We start from the raw sequence: 19,428 nt of genomic DNA, 5'->3' as shown, positions 1-19,428 counted from the left end.
TTCATCATTACAGAGCGTCAAGATAGACAAATTAACGAAATGCTAACTATTTCCAAGTAATAAAAAAGAAAAACAAATATTTTGATTTCAATGAATGAACGAAAAACCATTACTGCTATTTTAACATTTTTCGATTAAAAATGCGCCCTTAATCATAAAATTCATAATGCCAATATTTTACCATATTAAAGTACGATATTAGAACATATTGATGGAACTAGAAAAGCAGAACCAAACGATTCTGCCTGACAAACAACTCATTTTTTGATTATTTCTTTAGTTCCTTCCAAGACCAATCCGTAAATTCAGGAATATCTACTCCATCATTCCGTGTGACTTTGAAGTGCTTTTCTAATATCCGATGCATGGAGTCAACGAATGCAACGGCTAAAGCTTCATTGACAACTTTGTTTTTCTTAAGAATTTCTACAGCATCGATTGCTTGGTGGAAACGATCCATCTCTGAATAAACACGCATGTCATATGTGGTTGTGATATCGCCATCTTCTCGATATCCATGAACATGAAGTCCTTGATGTGCTCTTTGATAGAAAATGGATTCAATCAAATCTTCATAACCATGGAAACCAAAGATCACAGGAGTTTCTGTTGAACCAAAGAAGGATTGGAACTCATTGTCACTCAGTTCCCGTTTTTGATTGAGTTTTCCTTGTTTCTTCTGCAAACGACCAATTTCTACCACATTGACGTACCGGAAGCGAACGGCTGGGAAAATATCATTGATCAAGTTAATCGCTGCCAAAGTTTCGATTGTGGGCTCGGACCCAGCAGAGGCAAAAACTAAATCAACATCTTCCCCACTTTTAGCTGTCGACGCCCAATCAATGGTCGCTAACCCTTCAGTGGCAAGTTTTGATGCTTCTTCAACAGTAAACCATTGTTGGCGAGGCTGTTTTGAAGCAACGATATGATTGATTTTTGAACGGTCTTGGAATGCTCGGTCAAAGACCGCAAGTAATGTATTGGCATCCGCAGGTAAATATTGACGAATAAAATCAGATTTTTTTTCTGCCAAATGGGTCAATATTCCTGGATCTTGGTGGGTATAGCCATTGTGATCTTGCTGGAATACCGTTGACGTTGAAATCACATTCAATGAAGGATAATCTTTACGCCATTTTTGTGCAGCTGCTTGACGAATCCATTTGAAATGTTGAGTCAACATCGAATCAACGACGCGTAAGAAACTTTCATAAGAGGCAAAGACACCTGTACGTCCTGTCAAAGTGTACCCTTCAAGCCAACCTTCAGCTTGGTGTTCAGACAATTGACTATCAATAATTCGACCTTCTGGTCCAATGAATTCGTCATCAGGAATATCAACTTCTTGCATCCATTGCCGCTTGGTCACTTTGAACATTTCCCAGAACCGATTAGACATAGTTTCATCAGGACCAAATAAACGGAAACGTGTTGGATTAAGTTTCACAATTTCTGCAAAATATTTAGACAAGACATTCATATCCATATTGTCATTCGTTTCAGGCATCAAACTTCCTCTGTTGTCAGCACTGATCGGATTTGCGAACACCTTCCAATCTGGTAGAATCAAATTCGTCCCATCAATACCACCGTTCGTCACTGGGTTGGAGGCCATTCTCATCTCTCCTTTAGGAGAAAAGGCCTTAATTTCGTCTTTAATTGTTCCATCCGAATTAAAAGCTTCTTCTGGTCGATATGATTTTAACCATTCGACAAACTCAGGTAGTGTTTCCATATTTGTAGATGATAATGGCATTGGAACTTGGTGAGCACGAAAACTGTGCTCAATCGGCATCCCTTTCCCATCAAATTTAGGCCCTGACCAATCATTATAACGTGGACCTCCCCAGCCTTTTGGCAATCGAGCGATGATAATTGGCCAAGCAGGAATTTCACCATTCTGGTAACGCCCATTATCCCGAGCATCGTTTTGGATGTTGTGGATGTCCTCAATGGCTTGATCAAAAACTTGAGCTGCAATCTCGTGATACCTCATGTAGTCATGAATCTCTTCATTTTCGATGTATCGAGGACTGTAACCTAAACCTTCAAAATATTTACGAAGGTCAACATCCGACATTCTGGCTAAAAGCGTTGGATTTGAAATTTTGAATCCGTTCAAATCAAGAATTGGCAAAACGGCCCCGTCATTCTTCGGATTTAGGAACTTGTTTAAATGCCAACTTGTTGCCAATGGGCCAGTTTCACTTTCACCATCACCAACAACCGCAAAAGCAATTTGTTCAGGCTGGTCCAAAACAGCGCCCATCGCATGACTCAATGTATAACCCAATTCACCACCTTCATGAATTGAGCCTGGCGTTTGGGCAGTCATGTGCGAGCCAATACCACCTGGAAAACTGAAACGTTTGTAAAGAGCTGCCATCCCCTCCAAATCTTGTGTAATTTCAGGATAGGCCTCGGTGTAAGAACCGTCGAGATAAGCAGGTACAACCATTGCTTGTCCTCCATGCCCAGGACCACCAAGATAAAACATTTTCTGGTGATATTTATTAATTATGCGATTAGCATGAGCATAGAGAAAAAGTTGTCCAGAAACCGTGCCCCAATGTCCAATCGGATTAGCTTTTAAATCTTCCTTTTGAATCGGTGTATCTGTCACACTAAAGAGCGGATTAGATTTCAAGAAAATCATCCCTGCCCCCATATATGTAGCTGCACGCCACCATTTATCCAGCGTCTCTAAATATGCTTTCGAATCATAATCTATCATCTTAATCTCCTCTCAGTTTTTTCTCGCTATAACCAGAGCATCCTGTTTCACACCAATAACCGATAGCTCTGTACCTCCCTTATTAAACTTAACTTCAGGTTGGTAAAAGAATTTTTCATCTAAATCGAGCATTTGAAAGCTGTATTCAGAGAAATCAATTCCTAATTGAATGACTGTACTACTTGGAATATAAATAATAAAAAGGTCATTCTCCTCAGTTGACGCAATGCGTATTGAATCATCTCCATCTATTAACAAAGTATTTTTAGGAACTAAATTATTGACGTTTAAGATTTTAAAAAGATTTTTCAGAAAGCAATAATCTAAAGCCCCAGGTAACGAAAGAGCTTCTTGCCACGTCAATGGACGGTCAAATGCTTCACCAATTTCATCATTATAACTTGAGGTATAATCGTGCCAACTCCAGATTCCATGAGCTCCATATGTTATTCCAGCACAGGCACCCGATAAAAGCGATTGCCAAGCAGCTTTTCGGACATCAAACTGTTTGAACCGGCCATAAACCTTTCTTGAATAGCCCATTTGTTCATAACATGGTTCTGAATTAATAATTGGTTTAGGAGGAAATCTCATGTAAAAACTCGTTGCAAGGTAAAATGGCATTTCTGGAAAACTATTGTTATGACCAGATTGATAAAAATACAAATCTGAACTTTCAATAATTACTTCAGGGATTTCGTCAAGACGTCCTTTAATATGAATTGTTTTTAATGTCTGGGGTGAATATTTTTTAAAATAGCTAAAAGCAATCTGATAAGTGTGAATTGTTTCTGAGGTAGGAAAATCAGTATCACCTCCAATAACATAGATCGGATTAAACTCATCAAAATACTTCAAAACTTTATCAAAATAATTGTCAAGTAAATATTCTGGAAAAATATTTTTTTCCTTGTCTAAAGCGCTCGCCCATGTTCCCTTCACATAATTTGCCCATAAAAGAACCAAGCTTAAAGTAAACCCCATCTGATCGGCTATCCTACATAGTTTATTAGCTCGTAAAAAGTACTGATCATCAAATTTTTCGAAATCAATAATCCCATCCTTGATTGAAAAAGGCAGAATCTGAAAATTGTTGATACTTCTATCCCATTGAGGTAACACATTAATTTGAATTGTGTTAAAACCTTGTTTTTTCCTTCTAGAAAGGTAACTTATCCACTCTTTCTCATCAATATTAGTAAAGGCGCTCCAACATGTATCAGCAAGATAGAAAAATGGTTTATTATCTTTCAATAAAGTTCTTTTATTTTTACTTATGGTAATATTAGACATAAATTTTCCTTTATTTTAAAAATATGTGTTCTAAATTATTAATCAGCATACCAATTATTTCTTCGCAATTAATGTTAGTAAAGTATCTCCAGCATTTACCAATGCGCTTGAATTTACCTCAATATTACCATAATCTGGGGTGTTAGTAATAATAATTGGTGTTGTAACTTTTAAATTTTCTTTCTTGATAAGCTCCAAGTTCACCGTCAAGAGATGATCTCCAATTGACACATGTTGATTTTGAACAACATAAGAGTCAAAGCCTTTTCCCTTTAAATCTACTGTATTCATACCAACATGAATTAAAACTTCTGCACCATTGTCAGAAATTAGACCAATAGCATGCTTGGTTGGAAATAAAGTCTTTACAATTCCATTAACTGGCGATAAAATTTCCCCATTTGTTAGTTCTACTGCAATTCCTTTTCCCATTGATCCGCTCGAGAAGACTTCATCATCTATTTGTTCAAGGGGAATCACTTTCCCTGACACAGGACTTTTAATTACATCATCCTCCCTAAATGTTAATGGTGTCACATTCTCGGCTTTAGGTGATTCAGCTATTACAGTGCTTATATTATCTTTTTCAACAGGATCTTTATCAATTATAAAAGTTAATATCAATGCAATTACAAAAGCAACAATAAGAGAACTTACAAAGCCAATAAAGCCAGCAGTCACTCCATGTTTGGGATCAATGAACATTGGGATGCCGAAAACACCACCACTCGCAAATCCTCCAAACATTTTAGAACCAAACGTCCCAGCAATTGCACCACCAAAGGCAGAACCAATTGAGGCGGCAATGAATGGACGTTTTCGTGGCAGAGTAACACCGTATATAATGGGCTCTGTAATCCCTAAAAATCCTGAAATTGTGGCGGCTGTTGCCACTTCTTTTTGTTTGCGATTTCGCGTTTTAATTGCCACAGCAAGAGCTGCCCCTGTCTGACCAAATACTGTACAGTAAAGCATTGCATTGATTGGATCAAATCCATGAACAGCGATATTATTTATAAAAATAGGAATAAAAGCCCAATGCATTCCAAAAAGTACTACAATTTGCCAAATTCCAGCTAATAAGAAACCAGCAAGCATAGGACTAAATCCGTAAATTGCCATTGAAATATTCGATAATAATTTACCGACTTCTGAAAATATTGGTCCAACCACCAGCAGTGTCAATGGAACCATAATAACAATTTCTAGTAATGGAACAAAAATTAATTTGAGTAAATCAGGAATTGTTTTATTCAAAAACCGATCCAAATAAGACAGTGCAAATACCGCAAAAACTGCTGGTAAAAGGGATGAGGAATAACTCATTAATATTACGGGAATATGTAGAAAAGTTAAAGCAGTTTTTGTCGTAAAAGCTGTGACAAGGGTAGGGTAAACGAGCACTGCTCCTAACATTCCACCAATATATTGATTAACTTTGAAAACTTTACCAGCTGAAAATCCAAGAACAACAGGCAAGAAATAAAAGAATGCATCGGCTGCCGCATAAAGTATAATATAAGTTCCATCTGTAACTTTCAGAATGCCAAGCGTTGTCAAAAGAACTAAAATTCCTTTTAAAATACCAGAGGCGGCTAACAAACCAAGAACAGGTGTAAATAGACCCGATAAAATAGATACTAGTTTTGAAGATATTTTCTCATTTTTGTCAGGAGTCGAATTTTCTACATTTTCTTGTGAAAGACCTATTCGTTTAGCAATTTCGTCGTAAATTAAAGGCACTTTGTCACCAATGACAACTTGATATTGCCCCCCAGATTGCACCACCGTCATCACACCATCCAAATTTTTCAGTAACTCTGTGTTTGCCTTCGATTCATCCTTGAGTTTGAATCGTAGTCGCGTTGCACAGTGAACCAAACTATTCACATTTTCTTTACCACCTATGTTAAAAAGAATGGTCTTAGCTAAATCTTTATTTTCCATAATAATTCCTATTCTATTTTAAATTTGTTACATTACCCCATGTGTGCCTGTATAACGATATGGCTCAATCTGCTTTTCTGGATTCCCTGCATAGTGATAGACAGAGCTCGTTAAAATAATTCCTTCGGTATCAAACTCATTACTATATAGTAAGTATCTGAGAAACGAATTTTGGTCATCAACTTCGCCATCCGTAGTGATAATTGTTCTAATTTTTTCTGAATTCATTCGAATTCCTCCTGCATTTTATTTTTCCACTTGAAATATCTTTTTAGTTCTGCATCATCATATTTTGAAATAACATGGTGATATTCTTGTTGAAACGGAACCCCCGTGACTACAGCCAACGCACCAAGAGCAGATAATTCTTCAACTTCGCTCAAATATAAATCTTTTCCCAAAAGGTTTGACAATTTCTGCATCAATGCCTTATTGTTTGCCACCCCACCATCAACACGAATTGACCTAATGGACAGTCCTGAGGCTTGCTCAAGTTTATCTAAAACCATTTTTACTTGAAAAATGATGCTTTCTAAAATCGCATATAGTAAATCATCACGTGTAGAATTTCGTCTAAGGTTTAGGAATGCACCTGTCGCAGTATTGTTCCAAAAAGGGGCAGCAATGCCGACTAATCCGGGAATAAATAAAATTTCTTGATGTTCACCTTTTATTATTTGATTACATTGCTCGATAATATCATCAAAATGAGCAATTGAATCATTAAACCAATTTATCGAATCAGCACAAGATCGAATGATTCCTTCAAGTGCATAATTTGTAACGTTTTTTTCAGAGTTTACAATCGTTGTCAAAATTTCTTGATTGTTCACTTGGTGAATATTTCCAGTCATCATTAAGATGGAACATCCTGTTCCAAGTGTAATTTTAATATCGCCTTTTGCAACTGCATTTTCCCCTACACTTGCAGCCTGTGAATCTGCCATGACTCCTTTAATAGGAATCCCATGATAAGTTCCGAAAAAATCTGATGATGAATGAATTTGAGGTAAATCTTCTCTGTTGGGTCCAAATATATTTAATAATTCTTGGTCCCATTCATTTGTATGAATGTTATAAAGTAAGGTTCGACAGGCATTGCTAGGCTCTGTCACGAACATCTTACCTTGAGTCATTTTCCAAATTATCCAACTGTCAACCGTTCCAAGTGCTAAATTTCCAGATTTAGAAAGTTCCCCAACTTCAAGAACGTTGTCAAAAAGCCATTTAATTTTTGTTCCAGAAAAATAGGGATCAAGCAATAAACCTGTTTTCTCATGAATCTTCTCCTGTAAACCTAATCGAATCAAATTCTGGCAAATTTGAGAGCTGCGATTATCTTGCCAAACGAGAGCATTGCAAACAGGTTTTCCTGTTATTTTGTCCCATGCAATAATCGTTTCTCTCTGGTTTGTAATAGAAATTGACTGAATATCTTTTGGTTCAAGTCCTTCTTCATTCAATAATTTATGAAATAAGTGTTCGAAGTTTTGCCAAATTTCTAATGGATCATGCTCAACCCAACCTTCTGTGGGATAGTATTGCTCATGTTTCTTATCTAATCTCTTTAATATTTTCCCATTTTTTACAAGCAATAGTTTTGTCGCTGAAGTGCTTTGGTCAATAATTAAATAATTTTCATCCATTTTCCTGAACCATTTTCTCAGCCAACTATGCTAATGATGAGCCACATAAACCATAATATTCCAATACTTCGTCGCTTTCACCTGCCATTGGTAATTCATCTGGTAGTCCAAGTATTTTTTGCCGGATTCCAACCTCTTCAGATAAGGTTTCTGCAACTGCAGCACCCAATCCATTATGAATACTATGTTCTTCGACTGAGATAACTAACCCTGTTTTCTTTGAAGCTTGTAAAATAGCTTCTTCATCTAGCGGTTTTAAGGAACTCACATTTAAAACTTCTGCATGAATCCCTTTTTTCTCTAATAGCTCGCTAGCACATAGTACTTCGTGGACCATAGATCCAACTGCAATAAAAGTAATGTCATCACCACTCCGCATCACATTTGCTTTACCAATTTCAAAACTGAAATTTTCATCTCTATAGCAGTCCTCTACTGCACCACGTCCTAAGCGAATATATGCTGGTTCATTCGTTTTTACTAGGGCCTCAAACATCTTCTTTGTTTCAAATCGGTCAGCTGGGCATAAGACTTGTAAATTGGGTATTGCTCTTGTTACTGCAAAATCCTGAGCAGAATGATGACTCATTCCCAAAGGACCGTAACTTATTCCGCCAGAGATACCAATTAATTTCACATTAGTATGTGAGTAGGCGACATCTACCTTAACTTGTTCAATACTCCTCATGCTCAAAAAACAAGCTGGAGAAACTGCAAATGGTCTTTTTCTCATGTGAGCTAGTCCAGCTGAAATACTAACCAAATTTTGTTCAGCAATCCCAACTTCGACAAGTTGTTCTGGAAGTTGTTCAGCAAAAGGAACTAATTTTCCAGAACCTCTTGAATCACTCGTTAAAACTAAAATATTTTTATCATTCTGGGCTGATTCAATAAGGACATCACAGACAACTTGGCTATTTGCGATTTTATTTTTTTCAGGCATTTATAATTTCCTCCAACTTCTGATTTAATTCGCTCATTGCTTGATTATACTGGTCTAAAGTTGGAACCTTATGATGCCATTGGGCTTGATTTTCCATATAGGATACACCTTTTCCCTTGGTAGTTTTGGCAATTATCATTTTAGGTTTACTGTTGAGATGGGGAGACTTCAGTAGTTCTACTAAAGCTCCAACATCATTTCCATTCACTTCATGGACATCCCACCCAAAAGCTGTCCATTTTGCTGCTAAATCTTCGACACTCATTACTCCTTCTGACGGGCCTGAAATTTGTAATCCATTTCGATCGATGATTGCAGTCAAATTATCTAGTTTAAAATGTGCCGCGGCCATCGCACCTTCCCATATAGATCCTTCAGCCAATTCTCCATCTCCTAAAAGTGTGAATGTTTGGTAATTTGATTGATCTAATTTTCCAGCTAATGCAATTCCAACAGCAACAGGAAGACCATGACCAAGCGATCCTGTATTCATTTCTATCCCTTCAACTTTATTATTGGGGTGGCCTATCAGTCGCGTTCCGAATTTTGAAAAAGTTTTTAGTTCTTCTTTATCAATGAAGCCTTTGTCCGCTAGAATTGCCCAAAGTGCTTCGACCGCATGACCTTTACTTTGAACATATTGATCCCGTCCATACATCTCTGGCATGAGTGGGTTAACATTCATCACACCATAATATAAGGCAACCAAGATATCTGTACATGATAAATCAGACCCTGTATGACCTGTTTTTGATCGAAAAATCATTTGTAGAACACTTTTACGGATTTCAATAGCCTTTATTCTCAAATCTTTTTCCAACATTCTATTCTCCCCTCAAGTATGCTTTTACATCTTCTTCAATCGGATCATAAAAGTCTGGCTGTATCCCAATATATTTAGTGGCCTCGTACAGAATTGGAATGACATTTTTACGAATTGCAGCAACGTGATGAATATATGGCCCTTCAACAAGTTTAAATTCAAAACGATTTAAATTTTCGAACTCAAGATAGAGATAAGTCCCTTGATTATATGGCCCCTCTACTGCGTTACCTGTTCCCATTAAGAGTGAATATTGTCCGTCATCACCGTCAAAACGACATATCGTATATTCTCCTTTTTTTGCTTCAAAAGCGACTGAACCTGGATAATCAAAGACAAAATGGCGTTTAGGTAAAATTGGTTTAGCATCGGATGTAGAATAAGCAAATACTCCCAGATGTTGAAGTAACTCGGCATTGGGATTTTCAGGGTGACGACAATTAACATCCGCAAAGATTGCTTTATCTTGTCCTAAATTTGCTGCTTCAACAAGTAATTCTGAAATTGCTCCATGAATATCAGTTTCACAGGTAAACGGAATCCCTTCATTTTGAAGTAATGATAAAGATGCATAAGGTAAAATTCCTATTTCTTTTTGTAGTTCTGTCCAACATTGAATAACTCCTGCATTACAACCATAATACTCAACTTTATTTTTTAATGCGACTTTTAGTGCAGCAATCATAACTAAATCTTTATCGTCGATTTGAATATCAGTATTCTGAGAAAACCAATTGACTGTGTATTGAACTTTCTCTTGTTCTTCTGCTAGTACACGTTTAATTTCATTAGATATTTCTCCAATTGGGACTGGTGACAACTGAATATTAAATTTTTCAAGAAGCTCACCTTCATTCACCATAACTGACCAAAAATCAAATGGACGAGGTCCTACTTGTAATATCCTTGTATTTCTAAATGTTTTAACCACATTGCAAACTCTTATAAAATCTAATAGACCACGTTCAAATTGAGGCGTATCAATATCACAGTTTTGTAAGTAAGTAAATTTTACTTTAAATCGACGAAGTACTTTTCCAATTGCAAACAAACCACATTGCGTATCACGGAGACGTGAGCCATCTGAAGCAGGACACTCATCTTTTGGTCCCCATAATAAAACTGGTACATTTAATTTTTTTGCTAGTCGAGCTACTGCGTATTCCGTTCCAAAATTTTCATTTGCAATAAATAGTCCATCAACCTTAGCAGCTCTAAATTTTTCCGCCGTTTTTTCAACACTGAAATCGTCAAAGATTAAACCTTCTGAATTGATATCTTTAATATCAATATAATTGATTTTTAAATCAGTTAATTTTTGCCTTGTTAAATCCGCATATTCGATTGCCGCTTCTGCACTAAAAAGATTTCTACGTGTAGGAGCAAACCCAATTTTTATTTCATCCATGATATAACCGCTTTCTTTTTATTGATATCTAGATTATAATCAATTATTATTTTGGGTTCAATAAAAAAAAGATGAATATTCGAATAATTTATTTTAGTTTAGTAAACCATATAAAATCTATAATTTCGTTATTTTTATATGAAATTTACAGCAATTTACAATTTTACACAAGTATTGTTTAGTAAACTTAATGAACTTTTGATTGATTATTTTATAAGAGTATGTTATCTTATCAATAAAGGGGGGAGCACACATGAAGTTATCTGAAATTGCCTCAAAAGCCAATGTTTCAAAAACAACTGCATCGTTAGTGTTAAATGGGAAACCTGGAGTAAGTGATTCCAAACGGGAAGAAATTTTAAAGATTATGAATGAGTCAAACTATGTTCGTCTCAGACACCCCAATAAGTCTACAAATAAAAGCAAACTAAAAATACGATTTGTAGCCGGCACGAATGATGACGTTATATTAACCAAATTTGAACAGCCATTTTTTAATGAGCTCATTTCTTTATTAACTTCAGAGGCAAGTTGTAAAAATCTATCGTTAATCATGAGTATTTTTCCAAAAGAAACACTATTTCAATCACTAAAAGAAATTGAGAATGAGGAAAAGTCAGCTGGGATTATTTTACTGGGAACCAATTTAACTTCTACACAATTACTCCCTTTAAGTACGTATTTTGATAATTTAATTATTATTGATTCGGAAAGTAGTGGGGTTGACTGTACCACTGTCACAATGAATAATTATTTAGGAGGTTATATTACTACCCAATATTTATTAGAGATGGGACATCATAATATTGGGTACATTAAAGGTCAACCAAGAATCAATAATTTTTTTGATCGTCGACGTGGATTTAAATCAGCTTTGATTGAAAATAATATTAATCCTAACAAGCTCCCAATTTTTCATATGAAAGGCATGCAATTTTCTCAGTCCGACGAAAGACATATTGAATCATTGCTTAATTTTGCCAAGTCAGTTACAGCTATCTTTTGTGAGAATGATTATATGGCACTTAACTTAATCCAATCTCTTCAAAACAATGGGATAAGTGTTCCCGACGATATTTCTGTAATTGGCTTCGATGATATTGTTGAAAGTCGTTTTGCTTCGCCACAACTTACAACAGTCCATGTCCCATTACGGGAAATAGCCACGGAAACTATTAGACTTATCTTAAATGGTATCACCGAACCGCTAACTACCCGACAGCAAATATTTTTAAACCCTAAACTTGTTATACGCAATTCCGTTAAAAATATAAGATAAGATTAATATTTAGATTCCAATTTTATTGTAATGAACAAAGACCAGCCATATATAATGACTGGTTCTTTGATTTTTAGATTTACCTCATTTTTGAATAAAAATTAGATGAAACAGTTTGAGTTAGCACTATTATTTTTTCTCTCATTTTCCTATAAATGTCAGAAAATAATAAACCTATCTATGACCACTTTTGACTCCAACCCAAAAATCTCGACAAGACAATACCAAAACATGTCGCTAACAAGATTTTTATAACAGCTTTTATTTTATTGAAGAATGTTTTTTTCCGAGGTATTTTACTTTGTTCTGTTTGAGCTTTCGCTTTGTTAATTTCATTTGACATTACATCTTTTTGTGTTTTTTTAGGTCGAGCTCTTACTTTCTGGTTTGGACTTATTCCTTTTGCTCGCCTTGATTCCTTTTGATTTTGGTCAAGTTTCTTACTTTTTGAACGATTGATCCTTCGTGTTTCCGACTCTAAATTGAGTTTTGATTTTTGCTTGTTTTTCTTTACATTATTTGTAATGAGAGGTTTCAAAACTTGGTCTTGTAGTTTATGGTCTGAAGGGATCGTTTTGTGTGGCGTTGGTTTTACAATATCATCGGAATGAAAACTTTCATTATATTTTTTTCTCACAGGTTTTTCTTGAATCTCGGAATTTATTCTCTTTACTTGCTCCTGAATAGGGACTTCAAGCATCTTGTTTTTTGGAAAAGTCGGTGATAACTTTACATTAGTCATTGGTATTCTATTTTTTATATGATTGAGAATGTCTGAATGGTTGATCAGGAAGTGCTGAGCGTTGCTTTCTTGAGCTATTGGTCTAGAAAAAATAATCCCTGGAGATTTTTCATCATTTTTATTTGTTATAGGGTCAAAATCGGTTCCAGAAAAGTTTGCACACTCATTCTCTATCCTTGAAAATTCATTAAATACTTTCGTCGAATCTTCAAAATCTGCAATGGCAGAAACTTCTCTTGATTCTAAATCATCACTTGTTTCTCCCCCTGCTTCTAAATTGTCATCTTCCTTTATTGATTCATGAATTGTACTTTCCTTTTCATTGATTAAACCTTGCTCAGTATCATTTTCTTCATTGACTGGATCTTCGATTGTGATAATACTGGAAATTCAACTTTTGAAAATCGTACCATCATCCCTTCGATAAATGGTTCGTATTCCTGACGATGGAAGATCACTGAGTTGGGTAAATAAAGGGCTTATTTTATTGATCGCGTCATCCACCCAAGTCACCCCTTGTCCTAAATGAATATCTTTAATAGGACTCCCTGAAAAAGCCATTGAATCGATCAACGTATTGGCTTCATCCGAAAAATAGATGCTTTCCAGTGTATTAGATTGGAATGCTTTAGCACAAATTTCTTGTAGGTTTACCTCAAAATTTACTTGCTTCAAAAAATTATTTGCAAAGGCTCGCGTTCCTATTCTTGTCAAAGCGGATGGAAATTGAACCTCTCTCAAAGCGTTACCTGCAAAAGCATCCGTTTTTATACTTTGAACATTTATTCCAAATTGAACTTCCTTCAATGCCGATTTATAAAAATTAGGAGCATTTGTTGTCGTTTGAAAGGCGGATGTGTTGATGGCTGTAACATTATCACCAATGACCACACTTGATATACCAGAATTAAGAAAAGCCGATGTCCCAATTTCGATTACTGGATATCTATTTTCATTTTCGTTGATGGTCGCTGGGATGATGATTTGAGCACCACTTGGTCCAAAATAGGAACTTACTGATGCCGTATTTTTAGAATGGTCAATCGTGTAAGTGATCTTTTGATAATCAGATACAGTGCTATATATTGTTGCCGCTTGAGCGGTCAGAGCTGTCAAAAATGTATGACTGCTCAAAAGCGTCGGTTGTAGAGTAACTGTCATTAAGGACAGCCCAATTAAAATTTGGCAGGGCCATTTCTTGTGCATAAAAAAAATCCTCCTAATTTTCTATACGAAAATTAAAAGGATTTGTCACATTTTATTTATTTTTATTATGATATTTGCGCAAATCTTGAGGATTACGTGCTTCCATCACGACTGGTAAAATCACTGGTTTACGATGAGTTTGGTCATATAAGAATTTACCAAGGGCATCCCGAATGTTCCCTTTCAGTTCAGCCCATTCGAAATCTTTTCCAGCCAAATACTTTTCGACTGTTACGTTGACTAATTCGCTAGATTCACGCATGAGATCCCGCGATGTTTTAACGTATACAAATCCGCGCGTATGGACACGACTCTTGGATACAATTTTTTTGTCATGTTTAGATATTGTAATGACGGCAATGAAAATCCCGTCTTCAGACAAGACCTTACGGTCACGCAAAACAACTGAACCGATATCACCAACTCCTGAGCCATCAATCATGACATTTTCTGCTGGCACAACTTCTGCTGGTACCATTTCATCGCCTTCAAACTCAACTGATTCTCCTCGTTTTGCGATAAAAATGTGTTCTGGGAGAATTCCCATATCCATTGCCAATTCTGCATGAGCACGTAATTCCCGATACTCCCCTTGAATTGGAATAAGATTTTTCGGACGTAAGATGTCAATTAAGAATTGCAAATCACGAGCATTGGCATGTCCTGAAATTGTTAAATCAGAAGCCAACATTTTCATGACACCACCTGCTTTGTAAACGTCATTTTCAATTCTTGCAATCATGGTTTCATAAGAGACCGATGGACTTGTAACTGACAAGATTAAATCGCCTTCTTTGATTTGGACGAATTTGTGACGGCGGTGAGCCATATCACCCAAAATCTTTAACGGTTCTCCCATCCGTCCTGTTTCCAAAATGACAAGTTCATCATCTGCATATTTTTTTATTTCGGATGGCTTAATAATGGCTTTTGGGTCAATGATATTCAATTTTTTAAGACGTCTTGCTGTTTCAATAATTTGATCCATGTCTTCACCTGTAAAGGCAACACGGCGACCAATTTTAATTGCTGCGTCAAGTACTTGTTGAATACGGCCTAAGTTCCCGGCGTTACAAGCAATAATAACGCGACCACTTGCATCATCGATGTAGTCGAATATTTTTTCATAGATTTGGTGTTCACTTGCTGATTGAACAGTTGATAATGCATTTGGAGATGATGAAAGTAAGGCGAGAACGCCATTATTTCCAATTTCAGCCAAACGTCGCATGTTGGTCCGATAGCCTGGAGCAACTGCAGGATCAAAACGGAAATCACCTGTGTAGACCACATTTCCAGCTTTAGTAGAAATTACAACACCTAAACTATCAGGAATGGTATGCGTTGTGGTGAAGAACGAAACCACTGCATTTCCAAAATCAATTTCAGTATTCTCATCCACCACGTGAAAATCATTGAATTTACGTGAACCTTCATAGTTTTTTACATTGATTCTTGCTAACTCGATCGTCAATTGACTAGCAAATACAGGGATTTTCAATTCAGAAACGATGTATGGGAGTGCGCCAATTGAATCGGCGTGTCCATGGGTCAAGAAAATCCCTGCTACACGATCTGCATTTTCGATAAGATATGAAATATCAGGGATGACAAAGTCAACACCTAACATCCCCATTTCTGCATATTTCAAACCTGCATCCAGTACAAAAATTTGGTCGTTCACATCAACCAAATACATATTTTTACCAAATTCGCGAACGCCGCCAATTGGTGTAATTTTAATATCAGCCATAAAAAGCCTTTCTTTCTTTTTTCAAATAGTAAAACCGCGTAAATAAGAACTTACTTACCGTTTAATTTTTTTTAAAATTTTCTGTTGTGTCTCCTCCACTTTCAAAATTGTTCAAGTGGTTCACAAGCTAAAATTTTCAAATTAAAAAGGGCTATATTCAAGCCCCACCGAGAATACCTATTATAATTTTATCGTAAATATATAAAAAAATCAAGCTTGTTCGTTTCAAACTTGATCTCATCTGATTCAATTGTTTTCTTACTTTGCCAGAGCTGCTTTAATTTTTTTGGCCTCATCAGTTGTTGCATCTACTAATGGAAGTCGAACGCCACCAACTGCATATCCACGCTCATTTAGAATGACTTTTAGAGCTGCTGGGTTGGGTAATGAGAATAGCGCATTGATTTTAGGCAAAATCAACCGCTGCATTGCTGAAGCCCTTGCGATCGTCCCGTTTTCTAATTCATCAAACATTTCATAGATTTGTTGACCCAATACGTGACTGGCAACTGAGACAACCCCATTTGCCCCCAAAGCTTTTGCGTGAAACGCAAGGGCATCTTCACCTGTATAAATCAAAAAGTCTTTAGGGGCCTGATCAATTAAATATGCCAGTTGCTCAACACCTGTGCAATCTTTAATGCCAATTACATTTCGTAATTTAGCAAGTCTTAATATCGTTTGTAATTCAATTTCTTGGATGACACGACCTGGAATGTTATATAAAATAATGGGTAAATCTGAGGCTTCGGAAATTGCTTTAAAGTGTTGATAAATTCCTTCTTGTGACGGTTTATTATAATAAGGTGTTACCGCTAAGCCAGCATCTATATATCCAAGCTCTGCCACTTCTTTTGTAAAGGCAATGGAATCTCGTGTATCATTTGTTCCAACGCCGGCGATTAGAGGCACGCGACCTTTCACAATTTGGTTGACCTTTTCAAATATTGCTAATTCTTCGTCGTGGGTCAATGTTGGACTTTCTGCCGTTGTTCCAGCCAAAATAAAGGCATCTGTGTGCTGACTTAATAAATCTTCAATTAATTTACTGTACGCATCGAAATTAACTGAGCCATCTTCGTTGAATGGTGTGACCAAGGCCGTTATTATTTCAGCCTTCTTCAATTGTTCTAAACTCATATCATCTCCTTTTTATTTTGTAAAGTGAAATTAACGAAATCGCTAATCACTCGTTGGTTAGGTTGATGTATATTTTGGGGTAATTGGTCCAGAGAAAACCATCTGAGTTGATTGACTTCTGCTTCTTGTGGCATCAGTTGACCAGAGAATTTACTGCACAGATAAAATGCATTAGGCATATAGATTTGATCCCCATTAGGATAAGTCATAAATCGATCTTTTCCTGAGTAAAAACCAAAAAAATCCAACTGTTCAGCAATCAATCCCGTTTCTTCAAAAAGCTCACGTCGAGCCGTTTCTTCTATTTCTTCTCCTATTTCAATTCCCCCAGCATGGAGCGCCCAAGTCTGGTTATCTTGTCTTAATTGCAACAATATTTTATTATCCTGATAGACAATGACTCCTGCACCCAAGTAAATCAAGAGGTCATGCCCGATTTTCTTTCTGATTTCACTGATGTAACTCAATTTTGCTCCCCTCTCATTACTGACAAATTGATATTGATTATTGTAAATTGAAAGGATCGACTTAGTCAAGATTCAATTTATTTCAGTTCAAATTTCATTTGCTCAACTGGGTGGATTAGGCCTCGTTGATGCAATGTTTCAGCAATTTGAACAGAATTCCAAGCAGCTCCTTTAAGCAAATTATCAGAGACACACCACAGATGAATTCCAAATGGAGCATCTAAATCTTTTCTTATCCGACCGACAAATGTTTCTCTTTTCCCGACGGCATTGATTGCTTGCGGATAGATTTGATGGGCCACATCATCTTCAAGAACAGCACCTGGAAATTCAGCAATCAAGCGTTTAATATCAGATATGTTGGGTTCTTTTTTTGTCTCAATATAAATGGATTCACTATGGCCAACCAGTACTGGAATACGGACGCAGGTCGCTGAAACCGCAATTGAATCGTCCTCCATGATTTTTTTGGTTTCCATGGTCATTTTCATTTCTTCATATGTATAATCATTGTCAGTAAAGACGTCAATTTGTGGTAACGCATTGTAAGCAATCGGGTAATGTTTTTTATCCCCACCTGCAGGTAAAATATGAGCTTCGACCTCTGTTGGAGCGACACACTCATTTAAAATTGAACGGTACTGATTTTCTGCCTCTTCCATGGCTCGTGCACCGGCTCCACCAATGGCTTGATAAGTTGATACGATGATTCGATTTAGTCCGTAAACTCGACGAATAGGTTCAAGAGCAATCATCATTTGTATCGTTGAACAATTTGGACAGGCAATTATACCATTGTGTTCATCGAGGGCCTGTGGATTTACCTCAGGTACAACAAGGGGCACGTTAGGATTTTGCCTAAAATAACTTGTATTGTCAACGACAACAGCTCCAGCTTTAACAGCATAAGGAGCAAATTTTGCCGAAACAGAACCACCTGCTGAAAATAAAGCAACATCAATCCCCTCAAATGAATTTTCAGTTAATTCTTCAATGATAAGTTCTTGGTTCCCAAATTTTACTTTTTTTCCAGCTGAACGTGCACTAGCCAAGGCTTTGACAGAAGCAATGGGCAGTGTCGTGTCCGTTAATTGTTCAAGCATTCGTGTTCCTACTGCCCCCGTAGCCCCTACGACGGCAACATTGTAAGATTTCATTTTAGATCCTTTCTTGGACGAAAAAACGCCCAAAAATAGAGGACGCTGCATAATTTATTTATACATTAGCGCAACTTGGATAACCCAAGACAGTCCGAGGGATTTAACCACACGTCCCAAGTCAAAAGCTGTGAATTTTTGACTTTCGGCAAAAAATTCCGCCCTCAAGTTTCTTCGTGCTCACCACTCGACTTGACTTCTTAATTTTTGCAACCTCTAATTTATTATTTTAATTTTCTTAATTATACTTCTTTTATAGACAAAATTCAATCATTGTCCCATTTTAATAATAGTTATAAAAAACCCTCTGTCAGTACTGACAGAGGGTTTTGGGCAAATAAATTTGTGTCAAAAAGGTTCACACATTTTGACAAACGCTCACACTTCCTGTGCGACTGACCCAACAGTCCAGCGTTCCCTGCTCGAAATTCTACTCGAAAGCAGAATGATCGACTCATCGCATAGTTTATTCTATCACAATTTTTGTTTAACCGCAATTTTGCTTTCTTTTTATTTTTTCAATCGATTTGCCTTTTGCCAACTCATCAACGATTTTGTCCATCAGACGAACTTTCTTCAAAATGGGGTCTTCAATGTTTTCGACACGAACCCCACAAACAACACCAGTAATTAATTTTGCCTCGGGATGAAATTCTATTGTGCTTAATAATTTTCCAAATTCCCCTTTCACTTCATTGGGGTTTTCAAATCCTGTCAGCCATGACAAAACTTCATTGAGTTCTACTAATGTCCGTCCCTTACGTTCAACTTTTGCCACATATAGCGGATAGACAGACTCAAATTTCATTTTATAAATTCGTTCTAATGCTTTTTCCATGATGCTTTTCTCTTTTTAAGGCTCAGACTAAAAAGAATTTGACAAAAGT

The 19,428-nt window shown here is 36.5% G+C and carries 16 protein-coding genes and 1 riboswitch; of the genes, 1 reads left to right on the top strand and 15 read right to left on the bottom strand.

Going from position 1 to position 19,428, the window contains the following annotated elements; translation table 11 throughout:
- Positions 1-268 precede the first annotated feature (268 nt).
- The 8 genes from RT41_RS01580 to RT41_RS01545 are packed head-to-tail and all read right to left on the bottom strand — an operon-like array spanning position 269 to position 10,797.
- Positions 269-2,737: a phosphoketolase family protein gene (locus RT41_RS01580; RefSeq protein ID WP_054638891.1), complete on the bottom strand. Its 2,469-nt coding sequence runs from the start codon at positions 2,735-2,737 to the stop codon at positions 269-271.
- 12 nt (positions 2,738-2,749) lie between these two features.
- Positions 2,750-4,030: a glycoside hydrolase family 140 protein gene (locus RT41_RS01575; protein WP_096816971.1), complete on the bottom strand. Its 1,281-nt coding sequence runs from the start codon at positions 4,028-4,030 to the stop codon at positions 2,750-2,752.
- A 54-nt stretch (positions 4,031-4,084) separates the two neighbouring features.
- A complete protein-coding gene (locus tag RT41_RS01570; RefSeq protein WP_054638894.1) occupies positions 4,085-5,977 on the bottom strand; it encodes a beta-glucoside-specific PTS transporter subunit IIABC in 1,893 nt (630 codons plus the stop codon).
- 27 nt (positions 5,978-6,004) lie between these two features.
- Positions 6,005-6,205 (bottom strand): nucleoside hydrolase-like domain-containing protein, encoded by a 201-nt coding sequence (locus RT41_RS01565; RefSeq protein ID WP_219524930.1) that lies wholly within the window; start codon positions 6,203-6,205, stop codon positions 6,005-6,007.
- On the bottom strand, positions 6,202-7,623 hold the full coding sequence (locus RT41_RS01560; RefSeq protein WP_054638895.1) for an FGGY-family carbohydrate kinase: 1,422 nt from the start codon (positions 7,621-7,623) through the stop codon (positions 6,202-6,204). Before RT41_RS01560 ends, RT41_RS01565 begins: the two co-directional genes overlap by 4 nt.
- Before the next feature lie 25 nt (positions 7,624-7,648).
- Positions 7,649-8,566 carry a transketolase family protein gene (locus RT41_RS01555; RefSeq protein WP_096816970.1) on the bottom strand — a complete coding sequence of 306 codons (918 nt, stop codon included), beginning with the start codon at positions 8,564-8,566 and terminating at the stop codon, positions 7,649-7,651.
- Positions 8,559-9,389 (bottom strand): transketolase, encoded by an 831-nt coding sequence (locus tag RT41_RS01550; protein WP_096816969.1) that lies wholly within the window; start codon positions 9,387-9,389, stop codon positions 8,559-8,561. Before RT41_RS01550 ends, RT41_RS01555 begins: the two co-directional genes overlap by 8 nt.
- A 1-nt stretch (position 9,390) precedes the next feature.
- A complete protein-coding gene (locus RT41_RS01545; protein WP_096816968.1) occupies positions 9,391-10,797 on the bottom strand; it encodes an L-fucose/L-arabinose isomerase family protein in 1,407 nt (468 codons plus the stop codon).
- Positions 10,798-11,050: 253 nt separating this feature from the next.
- On the opposite strand from RT41_RS01545, the gene RT41_RS01540 reads away from it, so the two are divergent.
- Positions 11,051-12,076 (top strand): LacI family DNA-binding transcriptional regulator, encoded by a 1,026-nt coding sequence (locus RT41_RS01540; protein ID WP_054638896.1) that lies wholly within the window; start codon positions 11,051-11,053, stop codon positions 12,074-12,076.
- A 178-nt stretch (positions 12,077-12,254) separates the two neighbouring features.
- Here RT41_RS01540 and RT41_RS01535 read toward each other — a convergent pair whose 3' ends face one another.
- From RT41_RS01535 to RT41_RS01505, 7 genes are all read right to left on the bottom strand, one after another.
- Positions 12,255-12,818, bottom strand: coding sequence for a hypothetical protein (locus RT41_RS01535; RefSeq protein ID WP_054638897.1), 564 nt, complete (start codon positions 12,816-12,818; stop codon positions 12,255-12,257).
- A 390-nt stretch (positions 12,819-13,208) separates the two neighbouring features.
- Positions 13,209-14,024 carry a leucine-rich repeat domain-containing protein gene (locus RT41_RS01530; protein WP_054638899.1) on the bottom strand — a complete coding sequence of 272 codons (816 nt, stop codon included), beginning with the start codon at positions 14,022-14,024 and terminating at the stop codon, positions 13,209-13,211.
- A gap of 52 nt (positions 14,025-14,076) precedes the next feature.
- Entirely contained in the window at positions 14,077-15,777 is a 1,701-nt protein-coding gene (locus RT41_RS01525) for a ribonuclease J (RefSeq protein ID WP_096816967.1), read from the bottom strand.
- A 258-nt stretch (positions 15,778-16,035) separates the two neighbouring features.
- Entirely contained in the window at positions 16,036-16,917 is an 882-nt protein-coding gene (gene dapA / locus RT41_RS01520) for a 4-hydroxy-tetrahydrodipicolinate synthase (RefSeq protein ID WP_054638900.1), read from the bottom strand.
- Positions 16,914-17,453, bottom strand: coding sequence for an NUDIX hydrolase (locus RT41_RS01515; RefSeq protein WP_245811556.1), 540 nt, complete (start codon positions 17,451-17,453; stop codon positions 16,914-16,916). Before RT41_RS01515 ends, dapA begins: the two co-directional genes overlap by 4 nt.
- A gap of 8 nt (positions 17,454-17,461) precedes the next feature.
- Positions 17,462-18,541: an aspartate-semialdehyde dehydrogenase gene (locus tag RT41_RS01510; RefSeq protein ID WP_096816966.1), complete on the bottom strand. Its 1,080-nt coding sequence runs from the start codon at positions 18,539-18,541 to the stop codon at positions 17,462-17,464.
- Positions 18,542-18,599: 58 nt separating this feature from the next.
- A riboswitch (Lysine riboswitch) is annotated at positions 18,600-18,768 on the bottom strand.
- Positions 18,769-19,028: 260 nt separating this feature from the next.
- Positions 19,029-19,379 carry a DUF2200 family protein gene (locus tag RT41_RS01505; RefSeq protein WP_096816965.1) on the bottom strand — a complete coding sequence of 117 codons (351 nt, stop codon included), beginning with the start codon at positions 19,377-19,379 and terminating at the stop codon, positions 19,029-19,031.
- Positions 19,380-19,428 lie beyond the last annotated feature (49 nt).

It is taken from the genome of Lactococcus fujiensis JCM 16395 (assembly GCF_002441655.1).
GTDB lineage: Bacteria > Bacillota > Bacilli > Lactobacillales > Streptococcaceae > Lactococcus > Lactococcus fujiensis.
The sequence above is the reverse complement of the archived record's forward strand: the minus strand, read 5'-3'. Positions and strand labels throughout refer to the sequence as shown.

What these genes read in the sequence shown, in the direction of transcription:
- RT41_RS01525 (WP_096816967.1), bottom strand. Translation starts at nt 15,777, where the DNA reads ATGGCTGATATTAAAATTACACCAATTGGCGGCGTTCGCGAATTTGGT.
- RT41_RS01565 (WP_219524930.1), bottom strand. Translation starts at nt 6,205, where the DNA reads ATGAATTCAGAAAAAATTAGAACAATTATCACTACGGATGGCGAAGTT.
- RT41_RS01575 (WP_096816971.1), bottom strand. Translation starts at nt 4,030, where the DNA reads ATGTCTAATATTACCATAAGTAAAAATAAAAGAACTTTATTGAAAGAT.
- RT41_RS01530 (WP_054638899.1), bottom strand. Translation starts at nt 14,024, where the DNA reads ATGCACAAGAAATGGCCCTGCCAAATTTTAATTGGGCTGTCCTTAATG.
- RT41_RS01560 (WP_054638895.1), bottom strand. Translation starts at nt 7,623, where the DNA reads ATGGATGAAAATTATTTAATTATTGACCAAAGCACTTCAGCGACAAAA.
- dapA (WP_054638900.1), bottom strand. Translation starts at nt 16,917, where the DNA reads ATGAGTTTAGAACAATTGAAGAAGGCTGAAATAATAACGGCCTTGGTC.
- RT41_RS01505 (WP_096816965.1), bottom strand. Translation starts at nt 19,379, where the DNA reads ATGGAAAAAGCATTAGAACGAATTTATAAAATGAAATTTGAGTCTGTC.
- RT41_RS01545 (WP_096816968.1), bottom strand. Translation starts at nt 10,797, where the DNA reads ATGGATGAAATAAAAATTGGGTTTGCTCCTACACGTAGAAATCTTTTT.
- RT41_RS01570 (WP_054638894.1), bottom strand. Translation starts at nt 5,977, where the DNA reads ATGGAAAATAAAGATTTAGCTAAGACCATTCTTTTTAACATAGGTGGT.
- RT41_RS01550 (WP_096816969.1), bottom strand. Translation starts at nt 9,389, where the DNA reads ATGTTGGAAAAAGATTTGAGAATAAAGGCTATTGAAATCCGTAAAAGT.
- RT41_RS01540 (WP_054638896.1), top strand. Translation starts at nt 11,051, where the DNA reads ATGAAGTTATCTGAAATTGCCTCAAAAGCCAATGTTTCAAAAACAACT.
- RT41_RS01580 (WP_054638891.1), bottom strand. Translation starts at nt 2,737, where the DNA reads ATGATAGATTATGATTCGAAAGCATATTTAGAGACGCTGGATAAATGG.
- RT41_RS01535 (WP_054638897.1), bottom strand. Translation starts at nt 12,818, where the DNA reads ATGACTAATGTAAAGTTATCACCGACTTTTCCAAAAAACAAGATGCTT.
- RT41_RS01510 (WP_096816966.1), bottom strand. Translation starts at nt 18,541, where the DNA reads ATGAAATCTTACAATGTTGCCGTCGTAGGGGCTACGGGGGCAGTAGGA.
- RT41_RS01555 (WP_096816970.1), bottom strand. Translation starts at nt 8,566, where the DNA reads ATGCCTGAAAAAAATAAAATCGCAAATAGCCAAGTTGTCTGTGATGTC.